26 protein-coding genes are annotated in these 25,486 nt (G+C 63.2%); 3 read left to right on the top strand and 23 right to left on the bottom strand.

What is annotated here, in order from left to right; all coding sequences use genetic code 11:
- Window positions 1-2: 2 nt before the first annotated feature.
- The 20 genes from AC07Y2_RS23790 to AC07Y2_RS23695 are packed head-to-tail and all read right to left on the bottom strand — an operon-like array spanning window position 3 to window position 17,992.
- Window positions 3-1,238: a beta-ketoacyl-ACP synthase gene (locus AC07Y2_RS23790; RefSeq protein WP_074689577.1), complete on the bottom strand. Its 1,236-nt coding sequence runs from the start codon at window positions 1,236-1,238 to the stop codon at window positions 3-5.
- Window positions 1,238-1,966: a 3-oxoacyl-ACP reductase FabG gene (gene fabG / locus AC07Y2_RS23785; RefSeq protein WP_039766460.1), complete on the bottom strand. Its 729-nt coding sequence runs from the start codon at window positions 1,964-1,966 to the stop codon at window positions 1,238-1,240. Before fabG ends, AC07Y2_RS23790 begins: the two co-directional genes overlap by 1 nt.
- Window positions 1,959-2,438, bottom strand: a complete 480-nt coding sequence (locus AC07Y2_RS23780) for a hotdog family protein (RefSeq protein ID WP_039766461.1) — start codon at window positions 2,436-2,438, stop codon at window positions 1,959-1,961. The genes fabG and AC07Y2_RS23780 overlap by 8 nt, the downstream gene beginning before the upstream one ends.
- Window positions 2,435-3,631 carry a beta-ketoacyl-[acyl-carrier-protein] synthase family protein gene (locus AC07Y2_RS23775; protein ID WP_085667693.1) on the bottom strand — a complete coding sequence of 399 codons (1,197 nt, stop codon included), beginning with the start codon at window positions 3,629-3,631 and terminating at the stop codon, window positions 2,435-2,437. The genes AC07Y2_RS23780 and AC07Y2_RS23775 overlap by 4 nt, the downstream gene beginning before the upstream one ends.
- Window positions 3,628-4,110, bottom strand: a complete 483-nt coding sequence (locus AC07Y2_RS23770; protein ID WP_085648026.1) for a hypothetical protein — start codon at window positions 4,108-4,110, stop codon at window positions 3,628-3,630. The genes AC07Y2_RS23775 and AC07Y2_RS23770 overlap by 4 nt, the downstream gene beginning before the upstream one ends.
- Window positions 4,110-4,835, bottom strand: a complete 726-nt coding sequence (locus AC07Y2_RS23765) for a class I SAM-dependent methyltransferase (protein ID WP_074689582.1) — start codon at window positions 4,833-4,835, stop codon at window positions 4,110-4,112. The genes AC07Y2_RS23770 and AC07Y2_RS23765 overlap by 1 nt, the downstream gene beginning before the upstream one ends.
- The gene (locus tag AC07Y2_RS23760) at window positions 4,832-6,079 is read right to left on the bottom strand and encodes an NAD(P)/FAD-dependent oxidoreductase (RefSeq protein ID WP_103386967.1); all 1,248 of its coding nucleotides are present in this window, start codon (window positions 6,077-6,079) and stop codon (window positions 4,832-4,834) included. Before AC07Y2_RS23760 ends, AC07Y2_RS23765 begins: the two co-directional genes overlap by 4 nt.
- Window positions 6,066-7,226, bottom strand: coding sequence for a cation:proton antiporter (locus AC07Y2_RS23755; protein WP_103386968.1), 1,161 nt, complete (start codon window positions 7,224-7,226; stop codon window positions 6,066-6,068). The genes AC07Y2_RS23760 and AC07Y2_RS23755 overlap by 14 nt, the downstream gene beginning before the upstream one ends.
- A complete protein-coding gene (locus AC07Y2_RS23750; protein WP_103386969.1) occupies window positions 7,223-9,562 on the bottom strand; it encodes an MMPL family transporter in 2,340 nt (779 codons plus the stop codon). Before AC07Y2_RS23750 ends, AC07Y2_RS23755 begins: the two co-directional genes overlap by 4 nt.
- Entirely contained in the window at window positions 9,546-10,148 is a 603-nt protein-coding gene (locus AC07Y2_RS23745) for an outer membrane lipoprotein carrier protein LolA (protein WP_085611118.1), read from the bottom strand. Before AC07Y2_RS23745 ends, AC07Y2_RS23750 begins: the two co-directional genes overlap by 17 nt.
- Window positions 10,145-10,570 carry an acyl-CoA thioesterase gene (locus tag AC07Y2_RS23740; RefSeq protein ID WP_011332100.1) on the bottom strand — a complete coding sequence of 142 codons (426 nt, stop codon included), beginning with the start codon at window positions 10,568-10,570 and terminating at the stop codon, window positions 10,145-10,147. The genes AC07Y2_RS23745 and AC07Y2_RS23740 overlap by 4 nt, the downstream gene beginning before the upstream one ends.
- Window positions 10,563-12,107 carry an HAL/PAL/TAL family ammonia-lyase gene (locus AC07Y2_RS23735; protein WP_103386970.1) on the bottom strand — a complete coding sequence of 515 codons (1,545 nt, stop codon included), beginning with the start codon at window positions 12,105-12,107 and terminating at the stop codon, window positions 10,563-10,565. Before AC07Y2_RS23735 ends, AC07Y2_RS23740 begins: the two co-directional genes overlap by 8 nt.
- The gene (locus AC07Y2_RS23730) at window positions 12,088-13,035 is read right to left on the bottom strand and encodes a lysophospholipid acyltransferase family protein (protein WP_039766474.1); all 948 of its coding nucleotides are present in this window, start codon (window positions 13,033-13,035) and stop codon (window positions 12,088-12,090) included. Before AC07Y2_RS23730 ends, AC07Y2_RS23735 begins: the two co-directional genes overlap by 20 nt.
- Entirely contained in the window at window positions 13,032-13,766 is a 735-nt protein-coding gene (locus AC07Y2_RS23725) for a glycosyltransferase family 2 protein (RefSeq protein ID WP_039766475.1), read from the bottom strand. Before AC07Y2_RS23725 ends, AC07Y2_RS23730 begins: the two co-directional genes overlap by 4 nt.
- Complete coding sequence (locus AC07Y2_RS23720; protein ID WP_103386971.1) at window positions 13,759-15,438, bottom strand: acyl-CoA synthetase family protein; 1,680 nt, start codon at window positions 15,436-15,438, stop codon at window positions 13,759-13,761. The genes AC07Y2_RS23725 and AC07Y2_RS23720 overlap by 8 nt, the downstream gene beginning before the upstream one ends.
- Window positions 15,435-15,980 (bottom strand): COG4648 family protein, encoded by a 546-nt coding sequence (locus AC07Y2_RS23715; protein WP_011332105.1) that lies wholly within the window; start codon window positions 15,978-15,980, stop codon window positions 15,435-15,437. Before AC07Y2_RS23715 ends, AC07Y2_RS23720 begins: the two co-directional genes overlap by 4 nt.
- Window positions 15,977-16,231, bottom strand: coding sequence for an acyl carrier protein (locus tag AC07Y2_RS23710; protein WP_007947135.1), 255 nt, complete (start codon window positions 16,229-16,231; stop codon window positions 15,977-15,979). The genes AC07Y2_RS23715 and AC07Y2_RS23710 overlap by 4 nt, the downstream gene beginning before the upstream one ends.
- 9 nt (window positions 16,232-16,240) lie before the next feature.
- Entirely contained in the window at window positions 16,241-16,501 is a 261-nt protein-coding gene (locus AC07Y2_RS23705) for a phosphopantetheine-binding protein (protein WP_085701087.1), read from the bottom strand.
- The gene (locus AC07Y2_RS23700; protein ID WP_103386972.1) at window positions 16,482-17,291 is read right to left on the bottom strand and encodes a lysophospholipid acyltransferase family protein; all 810 of its coding nucleotides are present in this window, start codon (window positions 17,289-17,291) and stop codon (window positions 16,482-16,484) included. Before AC07Y2_RS23700 ends, AC07Y2_RS23705 begins: the two co-directional genes overlap by 20 nt.
- Window positions 17,267-17,992, bottom strand: coding sequence for a beta-ketoacyl synthase chain length factor (locus AC07Y2_RS23695; protein ID WP_039766485.1), 726 nt, complete (start codon window positions 17,990-17,992; stop codon window positions 17,267-17,269). Before AC07Y2_RS23695 ends, AC07Y2_RS23700 begins: the two co-directional genes overlap by 25 nt.
- A gap of 369 nt (window positions 17,993-18,361) precedes the next feature.
- Between AC07Y2_RS23695 and AC07Y2_RS23690 the strand changes: the two genes are divergently transcribed.
- Complete coding sequence (locus AC07Y2_RS23690) at window positions 18,362-19,132, top strand: ParA family protein (RefSeq protein ID WP_007952339.1); 771 nt, start codon at window positions 18,362-18,364, stop codon at window positions 19,130-19,132.
- Between the two features lie 7 nt (window positions 19,133-19,139).
- Here AC07Y2_RS23690 and trxC read toward each other — a convergent pair whose 3' ends face one another.
- A complete protein-coding gene (trxC, locus tag AC07Y2_RS23685; RefSeq protein WP_039766488.1) occupies window positions 19,140-19,574 on the bottom strand; it encodes a thioredoxin TrxC in 435 nt (144 codons plus the stop codon).
- A 195-nt stretch (window positions 19,575-19,769) separates the two neighbouring features.
- Here trxC and AC07Y2_RS23680 point away from each other — a divergent pair, with 195 nt between their 5' ends.
- Together AC07Y2_RS23680 and AC07Y2_RS23675 are read left to right on the top strand one after the other, a co-directional pair.
- Window positions 19,770-20,066 carry a type II toxin-antitoxin system HigB family toxin gene (locus tag AC07Y2_RS23680; protein WP_074689592.1) on the top strand — a complete coding sequence of 99 codons (297 nt, stop codon included), beginning with the start codon at window positions 19,770-19,772 and terminating at the stop codon, window positions 20,064-20,066.
- Complete coding sequence (locus AC07Y2_RS23675) at window positions 20,063-20,464, top strand: helix-turn-helix domain-containing protein (RefSeq protein ID WP_039766491.1); 402 nt, start codon at window positions 20,063-20,065, stop codon at window positions 20,462-20,464. Before AC07Y2_RS23680 ends, AC07Y2_RS23675 begins: the two co-directional genes overlap by 4 nt.
- Window positions 20,465-20,596: 132 nt before the next feature.
- Here the strand turns inward: AC07Y2_RS23675 and selO are convergent, their stop codons facing one another.
- Window positions 20,597-22,060 carry a protein adenylyltransferase SelO gene (gene selO, locus AC07Y2_RS23670; RefSeq protein ID WP_103386973.1) on the bottom strand — a complete coding sequence of 488 codons (1,464 nt, stop codon included), beginning with the start codon at window positions 22,058-22,060 and terminating at the stop codon, window positions 20,597-20,599.
- A 48-nt stretch (window positions 22,061-22,108) separates the two neighbouring features.
- Window positions 22,109-25,462: a mechanosensitive channel MscK gene (gene mscK / locus AC07Y2_RS23665; RefSeq protein ID WP_064592959.1), complete on the bottom strand. Its 3,354-nt coding sequence runs from the start codon at window positions 25,460-25,462 to the stop codon at window positions 22,109-22,111.
- Window positions 25,463-25,486: the final 24 nt, after the last annotated feature.

The following is a 25,486-nucleotide window of genomic DNA, read 5'->3' as shown; positions in this document are numbered from 1 at the left end:
GATTAATTCGGTTGTGACCAGCGACGGAAAATCAGCGAGGTGTTGACCCCGCCGAAAGCGAAGTTGTTGTTCATCACGTATTCGTGGCTCATCTGGCGGAACTCGCCGCGCAGGTAGTCGAGCTTGCCGCAGTGCGGATCGACCTCGTCGAGGTTGAGCGTGTGCACATACAGGTCGCGGTTGAGCATCTCGATGCTGAACCACGATTCCAGCGCCCCGCAGGCGCCGAGGGTGTGGCCCAGGAAGCTCTTTTGCGAACTGATCGGCATGCGTTCGCCGAACAGGGCACTGGTGGCCAGGGTTTCGGCGACATCGCCCTGTTCGGTGGCGGTGCCGTGGCCGTTGACGTAGCCGATGACGTCCGGCGCAAGGCCTGCATCTTCCAGCGCCAGTTCCATTGCCCGGCGCATGGTGATCTGTTCGGGGCGGGTGGTGTGCTGGCCGTCGGCGTTGCTGCCGAAACCGACGATCTCGGCGTGAATGTGCGCACCGCGCGCCAGGGCATGTTCCAGTTCTTCAAGCACCAGCATGCCGCCGCCTTCACCGATCACCAGACCGTCGCGGCCCTTGTCGTACGGGCGTGGCGAGGTGTGCGGTGCATCATTTTTCAGGCTGGTGGCGTACAGCGCGTCGAACACCATGGCTTCGGTCGGGCACAGCTCTTCGGCGCCGCCGGCGAGCATCAGCGGCAGGCGTCCGAACTTGATCGCCTCGTAGGCGTAACCGATGCCCTGGCTGCCGCTGGTGCAGGCGCTGGAGGTCGGGATCAAGCGGCCGGTGAGGCCGAAGAAGATGCTGATGTTCGCCGCCGTGGTGTGCGGCATCATCCGCACGTAGGAGTTGGCGTTGAGGCCTTCGGCCACCGAGTTGAGCAGCATGTTGCCGAACGCCTTGATCTCGTCGGTGCTGCCGGTGGACGAACCACAGGCCACGCCCATGCGCCCGTCCTTGATCGACTCGTCGCCGAGCAGGCCGGCATCGGCCAGCGCTTTTTCCGCCGCGCCGACAGCCAGGCGCGAGACCCGGCCCATGCTGCGCAATTGTTTGCGAGTCCAGTGCGCCGGCACCTGGAAATCATCGATGGGCCCGGCCAGGCGGGTGTTGAGTTCGCTGAAGCGATCCCACTCGTCCATCCGGCGAATGCCGCTGCGGTTGGCGGCGAAATTGCCGGCGATGGTGTCCCAGTCGCTGCCCAGCGAGGTAATGCCGGCCATGCCGGTGACGACGACGCGCTTCATCAGCACAAGCCTCCGTTGACCGCCAGCACCTGGCGGGTGATGTACGACGCTTCCGCCGACATCAGGAAATTCACCGCACCGGCCACCTCTTCAGGCGTGCCCATGCGTTGTGCGGGGATCATTTTCATCAGTTCTTCCACCGGCACGTTTTCATCCAGCATCGCCGTGTCGATCAGGCCCGGCGCGACGCAATTGACCGTGATCTTGCGCTTGGCCAGTTCGATCGCCAAGGCTTTCGCGGCGCCGATCACACCGGCCTTCGAGGCGCTGTAATTGACCTGGCCACGGTTGCCGATCAGCCCCGAAACCGAGGTAATGCAAACGATGCGACCCGCGGCGCGGCGGCGGATCATCGGCATCATCACCGGGTGCAGGACGTTGTAGAAACCGTCGAGGTTGGTACGCAGCACCACGTCCCAGTCGTCGTCGCTCAGAGCCGGAAAGGCGCCGTCGCGGGTCAGGCCGGCATTGAGCACCACGCCGTAGTAGGCGCCGTGGGCTTCGACATCGGCTTCGAGGATGGCTTTACAGGTTTCGCGGTCAGCCACGTCGAATTGCAGGATGCGCGCTTGGCGGCCCAGGGCCTGGATTTCAGCCTGCACCGCCTGCGCGTCGCTCAGACCACTGCGGCAATGCACGACGATGTCATGCCCGGCCTGAGCCAGACGCAGGGCGATGGCGCGGCCGATGCCACGGCTGGAGCCGGTGACCAGTATTGATTCAGTCATCGTTCGACTCCTTGTTGGTTTCGTCGCGGGTTTGTTCCAGATAGTCCGCCGCATGGGGCGGGCGGAACACGTTCAGCCGGGCGCTGGCCTCGATGCCGGGCGCGTTGATATGGCATTCGAATACGCCCATGCCGTTGTCGTCTTCCAGCGAGCGCAGGCCATGGATGGTCAGTTCGCTGCCAACCGGAAAGGCCGCGACATTGCATTCGAACTTGCGTGTGCCGAGCAGAAAGCCCAGCTCCACCGGGTTGCCTTTCTGCCGCGCATGGCAGCCGGCGAACGCGGCGACGCTTTGCGCCATCAGCTCGATGCCGACCCACGCCGGCAGGCTGCCGTCGGGCAGGCTGAACAGGCCGCCGGGGCGGACGGTGAGGGTGGTGTGGATCTGTTCGTCGTCAAAGCTCAGGATCCGGTCGATCAGGATCATGTCGCCAGCGTGGGGCAGCAGTTCGGCGAGCGGCCAGTGGCTCATGGGGCATCTCCGATAATCAGGCTGACGTTATTGCCACCGAAGGCAAACGAGTTGCTCATCAGGTAGCGGGGAGCAATGGACGCCAGGCGTTCGCTTGCGGTCACCCACTTCAGCGCTGGCAGGTCGGGATCTGGCTGGCCATCCCAGACGTGCGGCGGCAAGGCGTGGTCGGGGTTGTCGGCACTCAGGCTCAACCAGCAGAACGCCGCTTCCAGTGCGCCGGCGGCGCCGAGGGTGTGGCCGGTCATCGGTTTGGTCGAGGAACACGGTACGCCTTCGGGAAACAGCGCGGCGACGGCCAGACTTTCCATCGCGTCGTTGTGCTGGGTCGCGGTGCCGTGCAGGTTCAGGTAACTGATGTCGCCGGCTTGCAGATGGGCTTGGTCGAGCGCCTTCTGCATCGATTGCAGGGCGCCACGGCCGGTCGGTTCCGGTGCGGAAATGTGGTGCGCGTCGGAGCTGGCGCCGGCGCCGAGCAGGGCGATGCCCGGCCCAGCACCGCGCTGTTTGCTCATCACGAACAGCACCGCCGCTTCGCCGATGTTGATGCCGTTGCGGTTGGCGGAAAACGGATTGCAGCGCTCGTCCGACACCGCTTCCAGCGCACTGAAACCGTTGAGGGTCAGTTTGCACAGGCTGTCGACACCGCCGCACAGCACCGCGTCGCACAGGCCCAGATCGAGCAGGCGTCGGGCGCTCATCAGCGCGCGTGCGCTGGAGGTGCAGGCAGTGGAAATCACATAGGTCGGGCCGCTCAGTTGCAGCCAGTCGGCGAGGAAATTCGCCGGGGCGCCGAGTTCCTGTTGCCGGTAGTCGTAATCGGCCGGGAACTGTTGGTCGCGAATGTAGTGCGCAAGGCCTCGGCTGGCTTCGTCGATGCCCGAAGTGCTGGTGCCGAGCACCACGCCGATGCGCTCGCGGCCGTAAGTCTGGATGGAGTGCTCGATGTCGTCGCGAATCTGCAACGCGGCTTCCAGCAGCAGTTGGTTGTTGCGGCTGCGCTGGTCGGCCAATGCATCGGGAATCGGCGCCAGATCGCCGTGCACGGCGGCCACCGGCAGCTCGCGCTCCGGCACCCAGCCGGACTCGCGGCGCATGCCTGAACAGTCGCCGGCAAACAGGTTGCGTGCCACGGCTGGCTTGTCGCGCCCCAGGGCGCAGATCACGCCGAGGGCATTGAGGTAGGCGGTCATGACGTCGGTTCACCGAGTGGCGTTACGCGATAGTGCGGGCCTTGTGGCAGGTTCAATTCGAAGCTCAAGGGTTGGGTGTAACGGATGTCCCAGCGCGCCGGCAGGGAACGTTGGCCGCCCTGTTGCTGCGCCTCGGGGTAGTTGCGCGACAGTTCGCCCGCCGGGGTCAGGGCGAACAGCAGCGCGGCGAACAGCTCCCGGGCTTCCGGGTTGGGCGGCAGCAGGCCGTCGGCCTGCCAGTGTCCGTCGATCAATTGCTGACGGGCCTGGGGAATGCCCAGCGGATCCATCATCGACCAGCGGATGCCGGGCCCTTCGCGCTGGATCACCAGCAACCAGTCTTGCTGTTGCCCGGCCAGGTGACGTTCGATATGCAATTGCATCGGCAGCGGCAGGCTCGGGTTGCCGGCCGGCAGCGGCGCCTGACTGGCGCAGGCACCGAGCAGCAAGACGCAGGCGAGCAGCAGAACACGCAACATCAGACAGCCTCGTTCAAGGGTTTGCGGGCCACCACGTTGACCAGGGTTTCTTCCCGCTGGCCGAATGGTTTTGGTTTGTGCAATCCAAAACGTTCGAGCAGACCGAAATCCTTCGACCGGCTCCACCACAGATACGGGTACGAAACGTTCTGTTCGCCGAACTCGAAACCCTGCTGGCGAATCATCTCCAGGTACTGCGCCGCGCTCTTTTGCACGTGCATCGGATGCCGGAACAGCCAGCGAATCACCCACGTATCAATGTAAGCCTCGGTGGACTCGGCGAACAGCAGATAACCACCGGGTTTGAGCACCCGATAGAACTCGGCGAGGGCCTTTTCTTGCTCCACCAGATGATGGAAGGTCTGGTGACAGAACAGCAGGTCGACGCTGGCGTCCGGTACATTGAGGGTCGCGCAATCGCTGCCGATCAGCTCGACGTCGAAGCCCAGACGCGCCGCCTCGGCGGCGCTCAGTTCAAGGCTGTGCGGGTCGGCATCGACGCCGATCAGGCGCTGTGGCGCGAAGGTCTGGCGCAGGTGGCCGAACGACTTGCCCTGACCACAGCCGGCATCCAGCAGCACCGGATTGGCCGGCAACGATTCGCTGAACAGTCCGCGCAGATCGTTGATTGCCACGCGCAGCACATGGTGCTGCCAAGTGTGGCTGCGCAGGAACCAGAAGCCGAAGCGGGTTTCCTCGACGTAGTTGTCGCTCAGGTAATTCATGTGTCGTCCCTTGCACAGAGTTCGGAGATCGTCTTCAACCGACGGCGCGCTTCACTGACGAACGGGTTGCGTTCGTCCCAGGCGTAGCCGGCGAGGATCGAGCAGATCATGCGGCGGATTTCCGGTGAGCCTTGCTCGTGGAAAATCACGTCCTGAAAGGTGCCGGCGTACCAGCCTTCGACGTAGCAGCGGAACGTGTCGACCCCGCGCTTCAGCGGCTCGGCGAATTCCCGTTGCCAGTCCACCGTTTCGCCCTGCAACTGTCGATGCAGCACAGCGGCGGCCATGCTCGCCGAACGCATGGCGATGGTCACGCCCGAAGAGAAAACCGGGTCGAGAAATTCCGCCGCGTTACCCAGCAGCGCAAAGCCCGGGCCGTGCAGGGTTTTGACGTTGGCCGCATAGCCGCCGAGCGTGCGCGCCGGGGTGTCCCACACGGCGTTGCTCAGAACCTTGGCCAGGCTCGGGGTTTCGGCGATGAACCCGCGCAAACAGGCGTCGAGGTCGGCATCGCGACCTGCGAAATGTTCAGCGGCAGCCACCACGCCGACGGAGCAGCGACCGTTGCTGAACGGGATCGACCAGAACCAGATATCGCGGTGCTGCGGGTGGGTGGTGATGAGGATTTTTTCCCGATCGAAACCGGGGTGATCGATGTGGTCCTCGACGTGGGTGAAGATGGCCTGGCGAACCGGGAAATTCGACGGCGCTTCGAGGTCGAGCAGGCGTGACAGCACGCGGCCGTAGCCGCTGGCATCGAGGACAAAATCGGCTTCGACGCGGTACTCGCTGGCGTCTTCGCGGCGCACATTCAACTGCGGTCGCGGACGTTCGAAATCGACGCTGACAATCGCGTCGCCGTAGCGGATTTCCGCGCCCTGCAACGCCGCCTGATCGGCCAGCAACTTGTCGAAGTCGGCGCGTTGCACCTGCAGAGTCGTGGGCTTGCCGGCGGTGAAGGTGTCGCCAAAATCGAAGGCGCTGTAGCGCTCGCCCCAGGCGAACGCCGCACCGTTCTTGCGTTGGAAACCGGCGGCATTCACCGCCTCGAGCATGCCGGCCTCTTCGACGAAATCCAGGCAATGGCAGAGCAGGCTTTCACCGATGGAGAACCTCGGGAAATGCTGACGCTCGATCACCAGCACGTCGTGCCCCTTGCGCTTGAGCAATGCGGCGGCGATGGCGCCGGAGGGGCCGGCGCCGATGATCACGACCTGACGGGATTCCATTTCAACGATTGGCACGTGAGCTCCTGGGTACGGCAATAGGGTTCAGTGACGCCCGGTGCAGGCCGATGAAGGCCGGCAACAGCGTCGCGATCAGACCCATCAGCATCAGCGCAAAGTACAGCGCCGGGCTGATGAGTTGTTGTTGCAACAGCAGGTTGAGAAAAACGATTTCGCTCAAGCCGCGAATATTCAGCAGCACGCTTTCGCGCCAGCGGCTGGCGCCTGCGAATGACGCGCCGGCCCAGCCGAGGCCGAGCCAGTTGCCCAGGATTTTGCTGGCGACCGGCAACAGCAGCAGCGCCGCCCATTGCACGGTACCGAGGCTGGCAAGGGCGCTGTGCACGTCGATCTGGACGATGCCGAAAGTCAGGATCAGCGGAATTGCGACCCAGGTCTGCAAGCGGTTCATCCAGTGCGCCGGCAGCGGCAACACCAGTGGCACCTTGAGCGCGGCCATGCACAGCAGATAACCGATGCCAAAAATCAGCGCGTTGAGTTTGTAGTGTTCGGCCAGCACCAACAGCGCAAAAAAGCCGAGGCTGTAGGTCAATGGTCGGCGTATGCCGAACACCCGCAGCAGCACGGGTACGCAGGCCAGCCCCAGCGGCAGCAACAGACTGCTCAGGTGCAGGCTGCCCTGAGCGAGACCGAACAGGGTCCAGCAGGTCAGGTCGATCAGGATCGCGGTCTGCACCAGACGCCGGGTGGCGGCGGGCGGGTAGTCGATGTGGCGCAGGTACAGGTACAACACCGGGATCGCGGTGATGGCGAACACCAGACCGATCGCCAGCGAGTTGATCCACGGCTGCGTCGGCAACAGCCAGTACGCCGTCGCCAGACCGCAGGCGAACGGCACGGCGAAACTCGGCAGGGCGATCTTCACGCTCTGACGGTCCAGGCGCAGGTCGATCACGTCACTGAGGATGTGCCCCAGCAACAGGGCGAAGCTCAGGCTGTAGAGGTTTTTCAGCCAGCCCGGCGCGATCAGTTCGGCGCCGTTGAGTTGCCAGCCCGGTTCGATCCAGAAGTACATCAGCAGCGGCAGGCCGAAGCTGGCCAGCAGCAATTGACTGACGATCGGGATCAGCCCGAAATGCCGGCCGACCCGGGTGGCGACGAAGAACAGCGCCAGGGCCATCAGCCAGAAAATCATCACCATCATGCTGCAGGCTCCGTGACGGCAACCGCATGGGCCTGACGCCCGGCCCACGGCGCGAGCATGAAGCTGAAGGCCAGACCGAGGCTCACCGACAGACCGAAGTTGCTCACCGCCGGGGTGCTCGACACCGCCAGCAGGCCGAACGACAGCCAGGTGGTGGCGGCCGCGAGCAAGGTGCCGAGCAGGCTGACGGCCGCGCCGCCGACCTGTTCGCGCATGAGGATCGCGTAGTCGACGCTGATCGCCGTCACCAGCAACAGGCCGAACAGGCTGAACAGGGTCAGCGGCTGACCGAGCCAGCCCAGGCTGGCGAGGCTGCACAGCGCAGCGAGCAGCGGCAGGGCGACGATCCGCAGCGCGCCGCCGAGACCGAACGGCAGCATCAGCACCAGCACGATCAATACGCAGGACGCGAGTTTCAGCTCAGCAGCGCTGATCTGGGTCTGGGCGAACACCTTGTTCAGATCGCCGAGCCGGTCCACCAGCATCACGCCGGGCAGATCCAGCGCCTGCACCCGCAGCAGCGACGGATTGTTCAGGCCTTGCAGGCTGACCATCGCCGCCACGCCATCCTCGGTCGGGCCGAGCCACAGCGTTCGGTAGGGCTCGCCGAGCGGGCCGGCCAGCGCCGCATCGATGTCCTCGGCGGGCAGGGCCTGCAACTGTTGCAGTTCGGTTTGCAGCGCCGCCAGCGGTACGCCGACCTCCAGCAACGGCTGCCAGAATTGCGGCAACTTGCTCAGCGCTTCCCGCACCTGTTGCTGCTGAGCCGGCGGGCTGACCAGTTGATTGAGCGCCAGATAACCCTGCAACTTGTCGAGGTTGACCAGTTGATCCAGCCGCTCGCTCAGGGCCGCTTGCCGTTCCAGCAATTGCTGCTGATCGGCGGCGCGCACCAGGAAGAACTGGCTGGTCGGCTGATAGCCGGTAATCCGCGCGATGGTCTGCGCCTCATCGGTCAGGCGTTGCGGCGCACCGACCCACTGGCGGATGTCGTTCTTGCTCTCCAGTTGCAGCAGGCCGCCGACGCAGAAGGCGATCAGCAGGGCCAGCAATACCGGCGTTCTGACGTGTTCGAGCAGGTTTTCTCGCAACCGCACCAAGCGCTCGGCCAGTTGCAGCGGCCATTGCGCCGGGCGCAGTTCGACGTTTTTCAGCAGCGCCGGCAACAGGCACACCGCCGACAGGTAGGCGCCGAGCAAACCGGCGGCGGAGAACACGGCGATCTGGGTCAGGGCCGGGAAAGGTGTCCAGGCCAGTGCCAGGTAACCGATGGCGCTGGTGATCAGGCTCAATGTCAGGCCGGACAGGGTCAGGCGCAACGCCGGCCAGCTGTGCCAGGGCTTGAGGCTCCAGCTCTTGGACAGGTAGTGCAGCGGGTAATCCACTGCCACGCCGATCAGGCTGGAGCCGAGCACCAGGGTCATCACATGCATGTGCCCGAACAGCGCGACACAGGCCACTGCGCCGAACAGCATGCCGACCAGCACCGGAATGAACGCCAGCAGCACCCGCCAGCGGCGGAAGGCGAGCAGCAACAGCAACAGGATGCCGATGGTGGCGCCGCCGCCGACCCAGGTCATTTCCCGGGTCGCCTGCTGCTGACCGTTGGCGGCGTACAGCAGGCCGCTGGCGGCCAGCAATTGCACGTCCGCGCGAGCCGCTTGCTCTCGGCTGTGTTGCAACAGGGCGGCGACTTGCAGCGGTTGATTCATGTCGAAGGCGCTGCCGGTGGTGCGTGCGCGCAGCAGCACCCAGCTCTTGCCATCGGCGTCGGCGATCAACGCGCCGCTGCCGATGTCCAGTTGCACCGCGCCATGTTGCGGCTGGCTGTTCTGGATGCGTCCGGTCAGGCCCAGCCAGTCGTCCTGGCTCGGCACCAGACTGAACCCGGTGAACGGGTCGAACAGCGCCTGTACCCGTTGCTGGATAAAGGCGTCGGGATGTTCGATCAGCAGTTGTCGGTCATCCGCCGAGAGCATCGCCAGCCGCCCTTGCAGCAGTTGCGTGCGCAGGGCCGGCAGATCGGCCTGCAGGTTCCACTGGACCTTTTCGAACAGCCCGCTGGCCTGCCATTGCTCGCCCAGGGTCTGGGCCATGGCGACGGCTTGCTGGCGATCGGCGTGGCCGACCAGCACCAGCATGTCGCGGTTGAGCGGTTCCTGCATGCGTTGTTCGGCGCGCAGTTCGAGGGCGTCCGGGTGGGTGCCGGGCACCAGTTCCATCAGGTTGGCCGACAGCGGCGCACCGTCGCGCCACTGCCAGGCGCCCAGTGCGACAACCGCCAGCAGCAGGATCAGGAACAGCCAGGGCAGCCTGCGTTCACTCGGCAAAGTCATGTTGCTCCGCGTCGCTCAGAGGTTGGCCGGCAGTGCTGTCCTGCATGCGCAGTACGGTGCTGTCGCCTTGGGTTTCCAGCAGTTCGATGGTGTTCACCAAGGTGCCGCCGCTGATGTTGATCTGGTTGAAGACCTGCTTGAGCAGCACCGAGCGCGGGGTAAGGGTCAGTTGCCATTTCTGCGCATCGCCGCTCAGGGCCAGTTCGAAATCCCGTTGCAGACCGCTGCTGTCGCCTTGCAGCACGGCGAGGAACAAACGGTTCTGCTCGGCCCCGGCGCTCTTGTTCGGCAGCAGTTGCCAGCCGGTGGCATCACGCCGGGCGATGCCTTTGGCGCTGATCCGGTAATCCTGTTGCAGCGGGGTTTTCAGCAGCCACAGCAGGCCGTGGTTTTTGGCGAGGACAAAGCTGCCCTTGCTGATCAGCGGCTGGGGCAGGGCGCGCAGGTGTTTTTCCTGGATGAACCGGCCGTGGATCACGTCCGGCTTCGCCAGTTGCTCGCTCAACTGTTGCAGATCGAAGGCGTTGGCCAGCGACGACAGCGTCAGTAGCGCCAGGGCCCCAAGGGATTTCAACCACACATTCATCGCAGCATCCTTTCCACGGCATCGGTGAAGACTTTTGGCGAAGCCAGTTGCATCTCGCGGCTGCTCACTTCGACGGCGACCTGCACCGAGCTGGCGCGGGTCAGGCGTTCGCCTGTCTGGGCGTCGGTGATCAGGTAGTGGATCTTCAGGCGGTTTTCCCACTCCACCAGACTGGCGCGCACGTTCAACCGTTGGCCGAACACCGCGCCGCGCACATAGCGCAGTTGCAGGTCGATCACCGGCCAGGCATAGCCCGAGTCGACCATCTGGTTGTAGTTGTGGCCGATCTTGTCGAGCAGTGCACAACGCGCCACTTCCAGGTATTTCACGTAATGGCCGTGCCAGACGACGTGCATGGTGTCGACGTCAAAGAACGGCACGAGGATTTCCGTATCGGCGTGAAGCACTCCGGCACTACGCATGCAGCCTCCAGTGTTGCTCGGCGATGCGTTGCAGACACAGGCGCAATTCGCCTTCCAGGGCGCGGTCTTCGATCACCGGCGGGAAGTCCTGGGCCAGTTGCTCGTGCATGGTGGCCAGCGATGGCGGCAGCGGACGCGCGTCTGCATCGCGACCACGCAGCCACACGCCTTGATTGGCCGCCAGCAATGTGGCGGCGGCGACCTGTTCGGTCAGCTCCAGTACGCGAATGGCGTCGCGGGCGGCGATGGTGCCCATGCTCACCTTGTCCTGGTTGTGGCACTCGGTGGAGCGCGAGAACACGCTGGCCGGCATGGTGTTTTTCAACGCTTCGGCAGTCCAGGCACTGGCGCCGATCTGCACGGCCTTGAAGCCGTGGTTGAGCATCGCGCGGTCGGCGCTGGCGCCGGACAGGTTGCTCGGCAAGCCGTGGTTGTAACGTTCGTCCACCAGCAGCGCGAGTTGTCGGTCGAGCAGGTCGGCGACGTTGGCCACGAGGTTTTTCAGGCTGTCCATGGCGAACGCGATGTGTCCGCCGTAGAAGTGCCCGCCGTGCAGCACGCGCTCGGCTTCGGCGTCGATGATCGGGTTGTCGTTGGCGCTGTTGAGTTCGGTCTCGATGAACGAGCGCAGCCAGTTCAGGCTGTCGGCCAGCACGCCCAGCACATGCGGTGCGCAGCGCAGTGAGTAGCGATCCTGCAAGCGGTGCAGCGGCGCGGTCGGCGCGTCGATTGCCAGATCCTTGCGCAGCCATGCGGCCACCTGCATCTGACCCGGATGCGGCTTGGCGGCGAACAGGCGCTCGTCGAAGTGTTCCGGATTGCCTTGCAGCGCCACCACGTTCAGCGCGGTGATGCGGGTGGCCAGTTGCAGCAGGTAATCGGCGCGGGCGTAAGCCAGGCACGCCAGACCGGTCATCACGGCGGTGCCGTTCATCAGCGCCAGCGCTTCTTTCGGACGCAGCACCAATGGTGTCCAGCCCAGTTCGCGATGCACATCGGCAGCCTGGCGGCGTTCGCCACGGAACATCACTTCACGCTCGCCGGACAGGGTTGCGGCGACGTAGGACAGCGGCGTCAGATCGCCGCTGGCGCCCACCGAACCCTCTTCGGGGATCAGCGGCAGAATGTCGTGTTCAAGAAACGCATGCAGGCGTTCCAGCAGTTCGATGCGCACCCCGGACACCCCGTGGCACAGCGACTGCAAACGCGCCGCCAGCACCGCGCGGGTGGCCTGGGCGTCGAGCAATTTGCCCAGTCCGCAACCGTGGAACGTGTAGAGATGACGCGGCAGCGCCTCGACGTGATGCAGCGGCACCGCGACCACGCAGGAATCGCCGTAACCGGTGGTCACGCCATAGATCACGCCTTCTTTGTCCAGCAGCGAATCGAGAAACTGCGCGCCCTTGGCGATGCGTTCGCGATAAGGCGCGTCGCTCTGCAACTGCACGGGCGCCTGACGGTTGGCCAGGGCCAGCACGTCTTCGATGCGCAAAGGGCGTTCGCCGAAGGTGACCGGCTCAGGAGTTGGCGTTGTCATCGGTTTTCCAGAATGGGTAAAAGTTGAACCATTGGCACGGTGCTTCGAGGCAATAGTGACTCAGGCGTTGCGCATAGCGGGTCGCCCACTGATGAATGACCTGTTCGCGCTCGCGGCGTGACCACACCACGGCATCGGCGAACGGCTCGAGAGTCAGGCGATAGTGGCCGTCGGGCTGTTTCAGGCACATCAGCAGGTTGACCGGGCATTTCAGCAGGCCGGCCAGCAGCCACGGCCCTTGCGGGAACGGCGCCGGGTGACCGAGAAAGTCCACGGTCACGCTGCGCCCGCCATGCAGTGGCACGCGGTCGCCGGCAATCGCCAGCCACTCGCCGCGCTCCAGCCGTTCGTGCAGTTGCAGCATGATCACCGGGTCCAGCTCGCTGACCTGAATCAGTCGCAGGTTGGTCGCCCCGGCCTCGCCCAGCAGGCGATTGAATTGCTCGGCGTGCTTGGTGTGCACCAGCACGTTCATGGTGACCTTTTCGCCCAGCTCCGCCAGCGCCCGGCACACTTCGAGGTTGCCCAGATGCGCGCCCACCAGCATTTGCCCGCGACTGCCGCGCAACTGATTGCGCAACAGCGCCGGGTCGATGATTTCGATCTGCTCGATCTTCAGCTTGCCGTTCCACACGTCGAGCTTGTCGAGCAGCGAATCGGCGAATGCCATGAACTGGCGGAATACCCGCCAGCGGGTCGGACGCAATTCGTGGCGACCGCTCCAGTCGGCGAGGCGCTGCTGATACTGCCAGGCACTGCGCCGGGCGGTGCGGCCGAACAGGAAAAAGTACAGGACGATGCCGTACAGCAACGGGCTCAGCAGGCGTCGGCCAAGGACCTTGGCGGCGAACGCGGTGAATTTCATCAGCAGGAAACTGCCGCGCTCTTCGCGGTCGGCCCAGTGCTTCTTGTCGGTCTCGACGGTCATGCGCGCCACCGTCGCCAGAGGATCACGGGCAAGCGCAGCAACATGCCGAAGAACAGGCGCGTGTGCATGCTCGAGATCAGCACGTTGTCGTGGAACAGGCGAAAGTGCGACACGCCGTCCAGCGGGTAATGCACGCTGGTCTGCAACCAGCGCATCGGCTGATTGCGCCAGGCCAGGCGCACCAGAATGTCCGAGTCGAAATCCATGCGCTTGCCGATCCGCGCCGAGTCGATCACGCCCAGCGTCGGTTCCAGCGGATACACCCGGAAGCCGCACATCGAGTCGCGGATCTGCAGCGACAGGGTGTTGATCCACACCATCACGTGGGTCAGATAACGCGCATACAAACGGCCCTTGGGCACGCTGGCGTCGTACAGCGGATAACCACAGACCAGTGACTCGGGGTGGGCGCGGGATTCTTCGATGAACCGCGCGACATCCTGCAAGTCGTGCTGACCGTCGGCATCGACCTGCAAGGCATGGCTGAAGCCCAGCCGCGCCGCTTCACGCAGACCGGTCATCACCGCGCCGCCCTTGCCCTGATTGGCAGTGAGGCGCACCAGATAAACCCGCTCGCGCTCGGCCAGCGCGTCCAGCACCGCCGCGCAGGATTTGCTGCTGGCATCGTCCACCAGAATGCACGGCAGATCCTCGGCGAGCAGGGCGTCGACCACCGTGCCGATGGCGGTTTCGTGGTTGTAGACCGGGATCACGGCGCAAGGGTTATGCATCGCCAGCCCCCAGCAGAATCCGCCCGCTGGAGCAGGTGGCGGTGTCGTTGCGATAGGCGAAATACAATTTGCCGCGCTCCGGGTCGAAGCGCAGGTGCAACTGGATTTCATCGCCGGGGCGCACCAGTTGCTGGAATTTCAGCACTTCCATGCCGGCGAACGCGCCGGACAGGTTCAGCAGTTGCCGACCCAGGTTCAGCGCCCATTCGACCTGCACCACGCCGGGCAGCACCGGGGCCTTGGGGAAGTGGCCGCTGAAGTAGGCCAGGTCCGGCGGAACGCTCAATTGCAGGTTCCATTCGCCCTCGGTTTCGGCCTGTTCCAGAATCTCCGGCGCTTTCGGCCGTGGTGCCAGCAGCAAGGCTTCGACGTCGGCCTGAGGCAACTTGCCCTGCGAGTTCAGCGGCAACTGTCGCAGCAGGCGCCAGCGGCGGGGCAGGGCCAGGGCTTCGCAGTGGTCGCCGAGATGACGGCGCAGGGTTTCGGTCAGGCTGCGGCGACCGTGTTCGCGCAGGGCAAACAGGCCCGATTCGCTGAGCACCAGCAGAGCGCCGAGGGATGCGCGGTTTTCCTGCACCACGCCCAGACGCGCTTCGGCAACCCAGTCGTGAGCCACCAGCGCCTGTTCAAGCATCGGCAGGGAAATACGTTTTTCTTCGAGTTTGACGATCCGGTCGAGCCGACCGAGCAATTCAAAGCGGCCATCGGCCTGAATGCGCGCCGCATCGGCGGTGTGTTCGACATGCCCGGCGGGCAGATAGGGCGATGCGATCAGCAAGGCACCGTCGCTGTCCTGGCTCAACTCGACGCCGGCAAACGGCTGCCACAACGATTCGCCCTGACGCCAGGCGATGCCGCCGGTTTCCGAGCTGCCGAGGATTTCCGTCGGCCATTGTCCCAGGCGTTGATGCAGGCTTTGTGCGGCGCCTGCCGGCAGTGCGCCGCCGGAGGAAAACACCCGGCGCACGGCGCTCAGGGCCGGCCAGTCGAGGTTGTCGCCCATACGTTTGAGCAGCGCCGGGCTGGCGACCCAGGCGAAGGCCGGGTGCTCGCGGCTGGCGCGTTGCAGGTCTTCCGGGAAAGCCAGTTGCTTGCGCAGGAACGGACGCCCGGCGCACAGCGGCCACAGCACGCGGAACAGCAAACCGTAAATGTGCTGGGTGGTGACGCTGCCAAGAATGCAGGCCTCACCGAGATCGGCGCCCCAGAGTTGCTCAAGGGCTTCGACTTCGTTGGCCAGTTGCCGCAGGGATTTGTCGATGCGCTTTGGTTCGCCGCTGGAGCCGGAGGTGCACAGGCTCAGGCGGCACTGGTCGAGATCCAGTTCGGCGGCGGGCAGGGCCGGTTGCAGCAGATCGCTCAGGCGAGCGTCATCGGCCTGATCGGTCAGCCACAGATCGACGTCGTTCGACCAGCGCTGGCGGGTCTGCGCTTGCAGATCCGAAGGCAGCAACACGCTGACGCCGGCGCGCCAGGCACCGAGCAGGGCGACGGCCAGGTCGGCGGCATCTTCCAGATGCACCGCCAGACGTTGCACGCCGCGCACTTGCAGACCGGCGGCCAAGCCCAGGGCCTGTTCGCGCAGTTGTGCGTGATCGAGTGCCGGTGCGCTTGTTACAGCACGCGCCGGCAGGGCCTTGAGCAACAGCTGCTCAAGTTTTATCCAATTCATGGGCGACCTCTTACCCGTTGTCGTATCAGCCATTCAATGGCAAACATCAGGCCGATCAATCCGTAGGAGATCAGGCCGGTGTACAACATCCACCAGTTCAGCGGCGCCCACAGTGTCAGCAGGGCGGCGCACAAACCGTTGCAAAAGAAAAACACGCTCCAGGCCACGGTGACCTGGCGGGTGTAACGAATCGCCTTGGGCGGCAGTTGCGGTTCACGCAGGCGCGCCAGACGCTCGACCATCGGCGGGCCGTATTTCAGGCTCAGGCTGAACAGCACCAGCATGAAGCCGCTGATCAGCACCGGGTACCAGCGCAACAGCAAAGGGCTGTCGAACACTGCCAGCAGCAGGCAGAACACGATCGCCACGAAGGCCATCCACAGGCTGCCGGGCTTGCGTTCGCCGGTCAGCGCCCGGGCCAGCCACAGGCCGCCCAGCAGCAGGCCGAACTGCCATGGTGCGAAATGCTCCATGCCGAAATACACCGCAAAGGGGTAAAGCAGGCCTGCCAGCAGCAGGCCGAGGCCGATCAGTCGGCTCATGCGGCCGGTTGAACCAGACGGTAGACCGCCTCGACCACGTCGCTGACGGTGCGCACCGACTTGAACTCCTCGGCAGCGATTTTCTTGCCGGTCTGGCGCTTGATGTGATCGATCAGGTCGACGGCGTCGATGCTGTCGATTTCCAGATCCTGATACAGGTTGGATTCCAGGCTCACGCGGGCCGGGTCCAGTTCGAACAGCTCGACCAGGGCATCGCGCAGGGTGTTGAAAATGTCGTCACGAGTTTGCATGGTCCGGTCTCAAGCTGCTTGTTTTGCCGTGACGAACGCCGCAAGGCTCGCCACGTTGGTGAAATGGTTGCGGGTGTCCTTGGCGTCGGCGTCGATCTTGATGCCGTACTTTTTCTGGATCGCCAGGCCGAGCTCCAGGGCGTCGACGGAATCCAGGCCCAGGCCTTCGCCGAACAGCGTCTGGTCGTCGCCGATGTCCTCTGCGCTGATGTCTTCGAGGCCCAGGGCGTCGATGATCAGCTCTTTGATGTCACGGTTTAGATCGCTCATCTTCGGCGAGCTCCTTGATAAAGAATTGGTGCAAATAGTCGTTGAGCTTGCGCGAAGCCTGTGGCGCTGGCCCCTGCGCGGCGAAAGTCTGTGGGTCTATATCGGCCCCGACGTGAAAACTGAAGTGCACGCGGCGACTGGGAATGCGATACCAGGGCTCGGCTTTGGTCAGGGTGGTCGGATTGACCTTGATCACCACCGGGGTGAGGATTTTCGCACCGCGCAGCGCGATGGCCGCCGCGCCCCGATGAAAGGCCGGCGCCTGACCTGGCTGGGTGCGGGTGCCTTCGGGAAAAATGATCAGGGTCTGCCCGCTCTGCAATGCGCCGGCGGCGGCGTCGAGCATGTCCATGCTGCCGTCGTTGCTGATGTATTCGGTGCTGCGCAGCGGGCCGCGAGTGAAGGGGTTTTCCCACAGGCTTTTCTTCACCACGCAATTGGCCCCGCGCACCAGACCGATCAGGAATACCACGTCGATCAGCGACGGGTGGTTGGCGATGATCATCTGCCCCGGACGGCCGAGCCGTTCGGCGCCCTGGATGTCGTAGGTCAGCACGCCGGTACGGGCCATGAACCGGACGAAAAACCAGAACAGCCGACTGACGGTCTGGCGTGCCCGCTCGCGATGCGCAATGGCGTCGCCCGGCAGGCAACCGAGCAATGGAAATACCAGCAGGCGCAGGCACAGACCACCGAGCCCGAACAGGGCGAAGCTGGTGGCAGTGGCCAGCAGACGCCAGTAATAGGCGTCGCGGTTTTTTCCGATCACGGGTTGCGTTGCCAGGTCCATAGACGAGTCTTCCAGGCATGTTGGCAATGGGGTTGCTGACCGAGCAGGGTTCGCAGCAGATTCAGTGCGTGGGGCCACTGCGGTTTTGACCGTGCTTGCGGGGCGCTGTTCAGGGTCAGCCGCCAGTCGGTACCGGGGGTGAGCAACAACCCGACCGCGTAGGGAAACGGTACGTCGTCGATCCACGTCGAATAGGCTTCGGGCGGTTGTTCCTCGGTGATCACCAGCAGCACGGCGGGGGCCCCTTCGTTCAACAACGTCGCCGCTTCGAGCATGCCGTGTTCGAGGCCGTCGCCGGCTGCGGCGAGCGCGGTCATTTCGCTGGTTTCGCCACGCATGATCGACCACAGGCCGATGATCGCGTTGTGCACCGACAGGCTGAACTGGGTGGGCGACAGCGGCTGTTCGTTGGCCAGATCGCTGAGGATTTCAAAGGTGCGCGGGGTTTCGCCGTGCCGGGAGACGAATACCAGCGGCAGATTTTCCCGACCGTCGGCCAGCGGCCAGCCGACACTGAACGCCATCCGCGCCAGACGGCTGAGACGACGGCGCTGCATGGCCGGCAGAAACGAAACATCGGGTGCGGCATCGCTGCCTTCGAGCACGACCGGCTGTCGGCTCCAGGCTTGCCAGGCTTCCACACTGTCGAGCCCGGGAGCCCAGGCGCGCCATTGGGCGATGTTGAAGTTGATCACGGACATTTATCCCGCCCCTGCGGGCTGAGTTGACGCGGTTTCGCCAACGTCGCCGCTGAGCTGATTTAGCCTGAAATGGCATGGCGCGTGGCGCCGGGTGGCGCGCATTATCCCGGTGCGACGAGTGTGTAGCAAATGCTGGTTACGTTTTGAACGACGAAATGAACCGAATGGTACGCAGCAAGAGCTGTCACTTGGCCATTATCCAGATTGTCGGGTGGCTGTCTGTCAGGCGAATCCGCGATCAACGGGTCTCTTTCCGCCGTATTCATTGGGAGATTGGCGCCTGACTTTGTAGTCCGCGTCCATCGAGGTAGCGAACCGGCACCGGGCACCACTACACTCGGTCATTCTTTGATACACGGAGGTTTTGTCATGCGGCGCGTGGTGTTCAATCAGAAAGGTGGCGTGGGCAAATCCAGCATTGCCTGCAATCTGGCGGCGGTAAGCGCCAGCGAGGGTTATCGCACGCTGTTGGTCGACCTCGATGCCCAGGCCAATTCCACTCAGTATCTGACCGGGCTCACGGGTGATGACATTCCGATGGGCATTGCCGATTTCTTCAAGCAGACCCTGTCTTCCGGACCGTTCTCGAAAAAGAACCAGGCGGATATCTACGAAACGCCTTTCGACAACCTCCACATCATTACCGCCACTGCCGAACTGGCCGACCTGCAGCCCAAGCTCGAGGCCAAACACAAGATCAACAAGCTGCGAAAGCTGCTCGACGAGTTGTCGGAGGATTACGACCGGATCTATCTGGATACGCCGCCGGCGCTGAATTTCTATGCGGTCTCGGCACTGATTGCCGCCGATCGGGTACTGATTCCCTTTGACTGCGACAGCTTCTCGCGTCAGGCCCTCTACGGTCTGATCGCCGAGATCGACGAGTTGAAGGAAGACCACAACGAAGGCCTGGAAGTCGAAGGCATTGTGGTCAACCAGTTCCAGGCCCGGGCCAGCCTGCCGCAGCAAATCCTCGACGAACTGATCGCCGAGGGCCTGCCGGTACTGCCGGTCTACCTCGCCAGTTCAGTGCGCATGCGCGAATCGCATCAAGCCAACACGCCGCTGATCCACCTCGATCCACGGCACAAGCTGACGCAGCAGTTCGTTGAACTGCACAACCTGCTCGAAGACGCCTGAAACCTTGTCAGATGCCCTGGCTGCGCAGCCAGGCCATCAACTGCGGCAACGGGAAGGCCCCACTCTGACGGGCCACTTCCCGGCCGTTGCGGAACAGAATCAGGCTCGGAATCGAACGAATCCCCAACTGTGCCGACAACTGCTGATTGGCCTCGCTGTCCAGCTTGGCCAGCCGGCACTTGCCCGCCAACTGCGCAGCCGCCTGCTCGAACACCGGCGCAAATGACTTGCACGGCCCACACCAGTCCGCCCAAACGTCCACCAGCAACGGCAGATCACCCTTGATCTGACTGGCGTAATCGCCTTGCTTGAGTTCGAACGGCTTGTCCAACAGCACCTCGGACTTGCAGCGCCCGCACTTCGGGTGGTCGTTGAGGCGCTCGGCGGGGATGCGGTTGAGGCCGTTGCAGGAGGGGCAGGGGATGAGGAGTGGGTCGGTCATGATCGGGATCCAGTGGAAAGCTGATATCTCCTAGTTGGAGACGTTTGCTCATATTTTCAATCGTGCAGTGTTTGGCTGTGAGCCTAGGCTGAGATGGACCGGTCGAGACCCGTTGGTCTGCTCGGTGATATCGCAACTTGCGATAATTTTGATCTGTGATTAACTCCCCATAGCAGAATGCGATAAGGATGTTGCATGCATGTCATCACTGGAAAACGAATACGAGAAGCGAAGGCCAAATGGCCCAGCGCAGCTACAGCACTGGACCACTGGTTTGAAGTGGCGAAAGGAAGCAAATCGCCAGATTTTGCGGCGCTGAAGGCCTTGTTTCCAGCTGTCGACAAAGTGGGTGACTTTCATGTTTTCGATATTGGCGGTAACAAGCTCAGGTTGATCGCCTATGTCAGATATCGACCTCAAAAGTTGTACATCAGACATGTGTTGGATCATCGCGAATATGACCGCGGTAAATGGAAGGAGGCTAAGGCATGAGTGTTCTGATCAAAAAAGCCGCTGAGCACTGGGAGTTCGTTTCGCCTTTGCTGCGCAAGCCGAAAAGCGAAGACGACTACGACAGGCTCGTTCAAGCCCTTGACGAGCTGCTCGAAATGACGGGCGATGATGAGTCTCATCCTTTAATGAGTCTGGTGGATATCATCGGTGACTGGATTGAAGAATGGGATCGCGTGCATCACCCGACGCCTAAACCGCCCGGTTTTGAAGTACTGGGGTATTTGATGCGTGAGCATGGTTTGACCCAGAGCGATTTGCCGGGTGTGGGCACTCAGTCTGTTGTTTCGGAAATCCTCAGTGGAAAGCGCCAGTTGAATCTGCGGCAGGTCCGCTGGCTGGCCGAGCACTTCAAGCTACCTGTGGACGTGTTTATCTGAAAGGAAACCAGTGTGTTCAGAGTCGTGGCATTTGCACTCTGAGCATGTCGCGCGGCTTTTTCAGGCGGCGCTGTCATCTAGCAGGTTGCCTGACGGGAGGGTGCACGGCTCCAAGACAGGAGACCGTGCGCTTCATGAGGAACAACTGATCTCCAAATGCTTGCCCCACTCCGGCGGCCGTTCCGCGTAACTCTCCATTCCAGGTTGTTCCTCGAATGGATTGCTCAGCACCGCGTGCAATCGGCACACTTCTGAATAGTCACCCTGCTCGGCAGCATCAATCGCCTTCTGCGCCAGATAGTTGCGCAGGATGTACAGCGGATTCACCGCATGCATGCGCGCACGGCGCTGTTCCTGATCGGCCGCGCCATCGCGTGCGACGCGGGCGACATAGCGCTCGCCCCAGGCATCGAAACCCTTGATATCGACGAAGTCATCGCGCAGGCGGGCGATGGCCTGTTCGGCTGACTCTTCGCCCAGGCGGCGGAAGAACAGCGTGTAATCGACTCCGCTGTTCTGCATCAGTTGCAGCAGTTGTTCCAACAGTTGCTGGTCGTCGTCCTCGGCGGTGGTGAAGCCGAAGCGGCGGCGCATCAGGTCGAGGTAATGGGCCTGGAACAGTGGCAGGTACAGGCCGAGGGTTTCGCGCAGGGCTTCAACGCTGATGAACGGCGTCAGGGCCTGGGCCAGGGCGCTGAGGTTCCATTGGCCGACCGGCACCTGATTGCTGAAGGAGTAGCGGCCCTGATCGTCGGAGTGGTTGCAGATGAAGTTCGCGTCGAAATCGTCGAGGAAGGCGAACGGGCCGAAGTCGAAGGTGATGCCGAGTATCGACATGTTGTCGGTGTTCATCACCCCGTGGCAGAAACCGTAGGCCTGCCACTTGGCGATCAGTTCGGCGTTGCGCTCGACGATTTCACGGAACATCGCCAGATAAGGTTCCGGCTGTTCCAGACACTCGGGGTAGTGCATCGCCAACACGTGTTCGCCGAGTTGCTTCTGCTGTTCGGGGCGCTTGGTGTAATAGAAGTATTCGAAGTGGCCGAAACGGATGTGGCTCGGCGCCAGGCGCAGCACCATCGCGGCGCGCTCCTGTTTCTCACGCCAGACTGGAGTGTCGGAGCCGATCACGCAGGCGGCGCGTGAAGACGGGATGTTCAGCGCATGCAGCGCTTCGGAGGCGAGAAACTCGCGGATCGACGAACGCAGCACCGCGCGACCGTCGCCCATGCGCGAAAACGGTGTCTGCCCGGCGCCCTTCAGATGCAAGTCCCAGTGCTCGCCGGCTGCGTTGTAGACCTCGCCCAGCAACAGTCCGCGCCCATCGCCCAGTTGCGGGGTGTAGCCGCCGAACTGATGTCCGGAATAGACCATCGCCCGTGGCTCGGCATCGGCCCACAGCTTGTGGCCGCCAAACAGCTCGGCAAATTCCTGGGTGTCGGCCACCGCCGGGTCGAGATCCAGCAGCGCCAGGGCCGCAGGGCTGGCCACCACCAGCCGCGGATTGTCGATCGGTTCGGGCAGCACGTGGGCCGAGAACGCATCGCCCAGGCGGGCGAAGCGGTTGTCGAAGGTCAGTTCGTCGAGGGCTTTCAAGGACCGGCTCCAGCAGAATGTCCGAGCATTCTGCTGGGATTAGCCGGGTTAGTCGAGTTTGGCCGGCGGCGGTTCCTGCAACGGTTTCTGGTCGTCGCTGACCGGCACGATGGTTTTGGTTTCCGGCTCGATCGGCACCATCTTGTATTCCTGGCCGTGAAGATTCTTCAGGTAAACCTCCATCTGGCGGAACGAGATGTTGATGTGCTGCTTCTTGAACTCACGGTTGATGAAGCGGTTGACCTCATCGAGTACCGGGTTGCGGTCGCCGAGATCACGCACATGCATGCGCAATTCGTGGTCGAGGGTGCTTTCGCCGAAGTTGAGGAAGTACACGTGCGGCTCGGGTTCCTTGAGCACGCGCGGGTTTTCCCGGGCGGCCTTGAGCAGCAGTTCCTTGACCAGATCCAGATCCGAACCGTAATCGACGCCCAGTTTCAGGGTCACCCGAGTGATGGTGTCGGTCAGCGACCAGTTGATCAGTTGCCCGGTGATGAACGTCTTGTTCGGGACAATGATGTCCTTGCGGTCGAAGTCGGTGATGGTCGTGGCGCGGATGCGGATCTTGCTCACCGTGCCCGACAGGTTGCCGATGGTGATGGTGTCGCCGATCCGCACCGGGCGCTCGAACAGGATCATGATGCCGGAGATGAAGTTCGCGAAGATCTCCTGCATGCCGAAACCGAGACCCACCGACAGCGCCGCCACCAGCCACTGCAACTTGTCCCAGCTGACGCCGAGGGTCGACAGGGTCGAGACGAAACCGACCCCGGCGATCACGTACGACAGCAGCGTGGTCGTCGCGTAGGCACTGCCCTGGGCCAGATTGAGTTTCGACAGTACGAACACTTCAAGCAGGCCCGGCAAGTTGCGGGCGAGGGCAAAGGTGATGCCGATGATGATCAGCGCGCCGAGCATGTCGCCGATGCTGATCGGCACCATGCTCATATTGGCGCCGGTGCCGCTGGTGTATTCGTAGAGGGTGATGTTGTCGAGGTACGAAAACACCGTGATCAGGTCGGCCCAGACCCAGTACAGCGCGGCGATGAAGCCGCCAAGCAGTGCGAGGCGGATCAGGCGCAGGGACTGTTCGTTGACCTTTTCGATGTCCAGGGTCGGTTCTTCGATCACCGCTTCGCCGTCGCCGGCTTCCTTGGCTGCCTGACGTTTGGCCAGGGCGCGCTGGTAAGCCAGACGACGTGCCGCGACCGCAAGGCCACGGACGAAGGTGGCTTCGATCACCAGCCAGAACATCAGCAGGTACAACGTGTTGATCAGGCGGTCGCTGAGCTTCAGCGCGGTGTAGTAGTAGCCGAAGCACACGGCGACGAACAGCGCGATGGGCAGCAGGGTGAACATCACGCCCACGGCCTTGCGGAACAGCGAGGCGTTTTCGTGGGTCGGGCTGCTGATCAGCAAGCGGCTGAGCAGCCACGCCATCAGCGCATAGCAGGTCAGCACCACCGGCATGCCCAGCACATCGTCGGCCAGTGCCGCCGGTTGCAGTTCGGCAACCGCCACCACCGCCACCAACGCCATGACCACCAGTCCGAGGCGACGCACCCAGCCTTGCAGGAATTCGACCTGCGGCTTCTCCCAGCGGAAGTGCAACTCGGCCACACCACCCGGCGCGAGGATCCGGTAAGCGGTGTAGAACACCAGCCACGCCTGGGCCATTTGCAGCAGCGCCGCGCCCATGTTGGCGTTCTGCCCGCGAGCATCGATCTGCAACGCCAGCCCGCACAGAGCCAGGCCCAGCGCGACTGGCATCGCCAGCAGAATATTGATCAGGATCGCCTGTGGCGTATGCCACTGGCTGTCACGCTTGAAGTGACCGATGTCCTGATGAACCTTGTTCAGGCGCGAGTACAGCTGTTTGCGGCGCCACAGCAGCGCGCCGATCAGCAGCGCCAGCGGCAGGAACAACAGCGGTCGCTGGGTCAGGCCGTCGGTCAGTTCGCTAAAGCTTGAGGCCAGCGGCAAAGTGTCGATCTGACGCTTGAGGCGCTCCGGCACGCCGCGCATCCATTCGGTGTCCAGCGGCTTGTTGCTCGGAATCCAGAACATCTGCTCGTCGAGGGTCGCGCGCAGGCTTTGCGCGGTGCTCAGCAGTTGTTTCTGATTCAGTTGCAGGGTGATCGACTCGTTGAGCATCGCGCTCAGTTCGCGACTCAGCCGCTCCAGCAGATCAACGCGAGTGTTGGCCAGCTCCAGCAGACTCTTGCGCAGTTGCGGCGTGACTTGTTCCGGCGGCTGGGTGGACAGCAGGTTGTCGACGTAGGTCGCCGGATTGCTCAGCTGTTCGCGCTGCTGGTTGATTTCGAACTGGTACAGGCGAATGTCGGCGATCTGGTCCGCGAGGTCGCGGTCGACCTTGAGGCGCGGCAGCGCCTGTTTCTGTTTATAGAGAATCTTCGACAGCAGCAGGCTGCCCTTGAGCACGTTGATCTGCTCGTCGAGGGCCGAATCGCTCTGGGTCACGCTGTCCAGTTGCTGCTTGGTCTGCAGGTTCTGCTGGGTCAGTTCGTTGAGACGGTCGGTGCTTTTGAGCAGGTAGTCGGAGAGCTTGAGGTTGGCCGCGCTTTCCGTGGCGAGCAGGGCGCTGCTGCCGGACTTTTGGGCCTCGATCGACTGCTGCGTCACGGTTTCCTGCGACAGGGTCAAGCGCTTCTGGTTGATCAGGGTTTGCAGTTCCTGGATCTCGCGGTCCAGACGGTCGGATTTTTCCGAAAGCAGGTCATGCTGACTGTTGCCCAGATCCTGCAACTGGTTGTTGCCGGCCAGTTCCTGACGGCGCAGCGGGATCAGCGCGTTCAAGGCGGCCAGTTCGGCGTTGAGCAGGTCGCGCTGCTCGGCGCTGACGGTTTTGCCGGCGTCCTTGCCGGTCTTGAGGATGTTATTGATCTGCTGGATGCGCGTCTGGCTGCTGGAAATCTCGGCCTGGGCACGCTCGGGACGGGTCTGGGCGGTGATGATCAGGCTATTGGCGTCGGCCAGGGCTTTTTGCAGATCGCTTTGCTGGGTCGAGCGCTCGGTGAGCATCTGCTCCAGCTGCTGGATGTTTTCCTTGGGGAAGCGCTGCGCCACCGGCACCACGGCGCTGGCCTTGAGGCGGGTCAGTTCGCGCGAATTCTCGATGGTCTGCTTCGGCGCAGTGGCCAACTGCTGCTTGAGGTCGATCAGCTTCTGCTCGTAGTCACGCCGGTTGTTGAGCTGGTTCAGCGTGTTTTGCAGGACTGTCTGCAGGGCCTTCTTGTCGGCTTCGGGCAGTTTGCTGTCGGTGAGCTTGTCCAGGCTGGCCTGCACGGCGTCGCTGGACGGTGGTTCGGCGGCTTGCAGCGGGCCGACGGAAAGACTCAGGCCCAGCAGGGCCGCGAGGAAAAAGGAGCGCAGGGTAGGCATAGAGACCGGTCAAGCAAGTGAGAG

This window comes from Pseudomonas sp. GW456-12-1-14-TSB6 (assembly GCF_059424205.1).
The sequence above is the reverse complement of the archived record's forward strand: the minus strand, read 5'-3'. Positions and strand labels throughout refer to the sequence as shown.

Excerpts from the sequence above, each read along its gene's own strand:
- AC07Y2_RS23740 (WP_011332100.1), bottom strand. The coding sequence starts at position 10,570 with ATGCGTAGTGCCGGAGTGCTTCACGCCGATACGGAAATCCTCGTGCCG.
- AC07Y2_RS23705 (WP_085701087.1), bottom strand. The coding sequence starts at position 16,501 with ATGAGCGATCTAAACCGTGACATCAAAGAGCTGATCATCGACGCCCTG.
- AC07Y2_RS23790 (WP_074689577.1), bottom strand. The coding sequence starts at position 1,238 with ATGAAGCGCGTCGTCGTCACCGGCATGGCCGGCATTACCTCGCTGGGC.
- AC07Y2_RS23710 (WP_007947135.1), bottom strand. The coding sequence starts at position 16,231 with ATGCAAACTCGTGACGACATTTTCAACACCCTGCGCGATGCCCTGGTC.
- trxC (WP_039766488.1), bottom strand. The coding sequence starts at position 19,574 with ATGACCGACCCACTCCTCATCCCCTGCCCCTCCTGCAACGGCCTCAAC.
- AC07Y2_RS23765 (WP_074689582.1), bottom strand. The coding sequence starts at position 4,835 with ATGAATTACCTGAGCGACAACTACGTCGAGGAAACCCGCTTCGGCTTC.
- AC07Y2_RS23745 (WP_085611118.1), bottom strand. The coding sequence starts at position 10,148 with ATGAATGTGTGGTTGAAATCCCTTGGGGCCCTGGCGCTACTGACGCTG.
- AC07Y2_RS23700 (WP_103386972.1), bottom strand. The coding sequence starts at position 17,291 with ATGGACCTGGCAACGCAACCCGTGATCGGAAAAAACCGCGACGCCTAT.
- AC07Y2_RS23735 (WP_103386970.1), bottom strand. The coding sequence starts at position 12,107 with ATGACAACGCCAACTCCTGAGCCGGTCACCTTCGGCGAACGCCCTTTG.
- AC07Y2_RS23750 (WP_103386969.1), bottom strand. The coding sequence starts at position 9,562 with ATGACTTTGCCGAGTGAACGCAGGCTGCCCTGGCTGTTCCTGATCCTG.
- AC07Y2_RS23725 (WP_039766475.1), bottom strand. The coding sequence starts at position 13,766 with ATGCATAACCCTTGCGCCGTGATCCCGGTCTACAACCACGAAACCGCC.
- mscK (WP_064592959.1), bottom strand. The coding sequence starts at position 25,462 with ATGCCTACCCTGCGCTCCTTTTTCCTCGCGGCCCTGCTGGGCCTGAGT.
- AC07Y2_RS23720 (WP_103386971.1), bottom strand. The coding sequence starts at position 15,438 with ATGAATTGGATAAAACTTGAGCAGCTGTTGCTCAAGGCCCTGCCGGCG.
- AC07Y2_RS23770 (WP_085648026.1), bottom strand. The coding sequence starts at position 4,110 with ATGTTGCGTGTTCTGCTGCTCGCCTGCGTCTTGCTGCTCGGTGCCTGC.
- fabG (WP_039766460.1), bottom strand. The coding sequence starts at position 1,966 with ATGACTGAATCAATACTGGTCACCGGCTCCAGCCGTGGCATCGGCCGC.
- AC07Y2_RS23780 (WP_039766461.1), bottom strand. The coding sequence starts at position 2,438 with ATGAGCCACTGGCCGCTCGCCGAACTGCTGCCCCACGCTGGCGACATG.
- AC07Y2_RS23695 (WP_039766485.1), bottom strand. The coding sequence starts at position 17,992 with ATGTCCGTGATCAACTTCAACATCGCCCAATGGCGCGCCTGGGCTCCC.
- AC07Y2_RS23775 (WP_085667693.1), bottom strand. The coding sequence starts at position 3,631 with ATGACCGCCTACCTCAATGCCCTCGGCGTGATCTGCGCCCTGGGGCGC.
- AC07Y2_RS23715 (WP_011332105.1), bottom strand. The coding sequence starts at position 15,980 with ATGAGCCGACTGATCGGCCTCGGCCTGCTGCTGGCAGGCCTGCTTTAC.
- AC07Y2_RS23675 (WP_039766491.1), top strand. The coding sequence starts at position 20,063 with ATGAGTGTTCTGATCAAAAAAGCCGCTGAGCACTGGGAGTTCGTTTCG.
- AC07Y2_RS23730 (WP_039766474.1), bottom strand. The coding sequence starts at position 13,035 with ATGACCGTCGAGACCGACAAGAAGCACTGGGCCGACCGCGAAGAGCGC.
- AC07Y2_RS23690 (WP_007952339.1), top strand. The coding sequence starts at position 18,362 with ATGCGGCGCGTGGTGTTCAATCAGAAAGGTGGCGTGGGCAAATCCAGC.
- AC07Y2_RS23680 (WP_074689592.1), top strand. The coding sequence starts at position 19,770 with ATGCATGTCATCACTGGAAAACGAATACGAGAAGCGAAGGCCAAATGG.
- AC07Y2_RS23755 (WP_103386968.1), bottom strand. The coding sequence starts at position 7,226 with ATGATGGTGATGATTTTCTGGCTGATGGCCCTGGCGCTGTTCTTCGTC.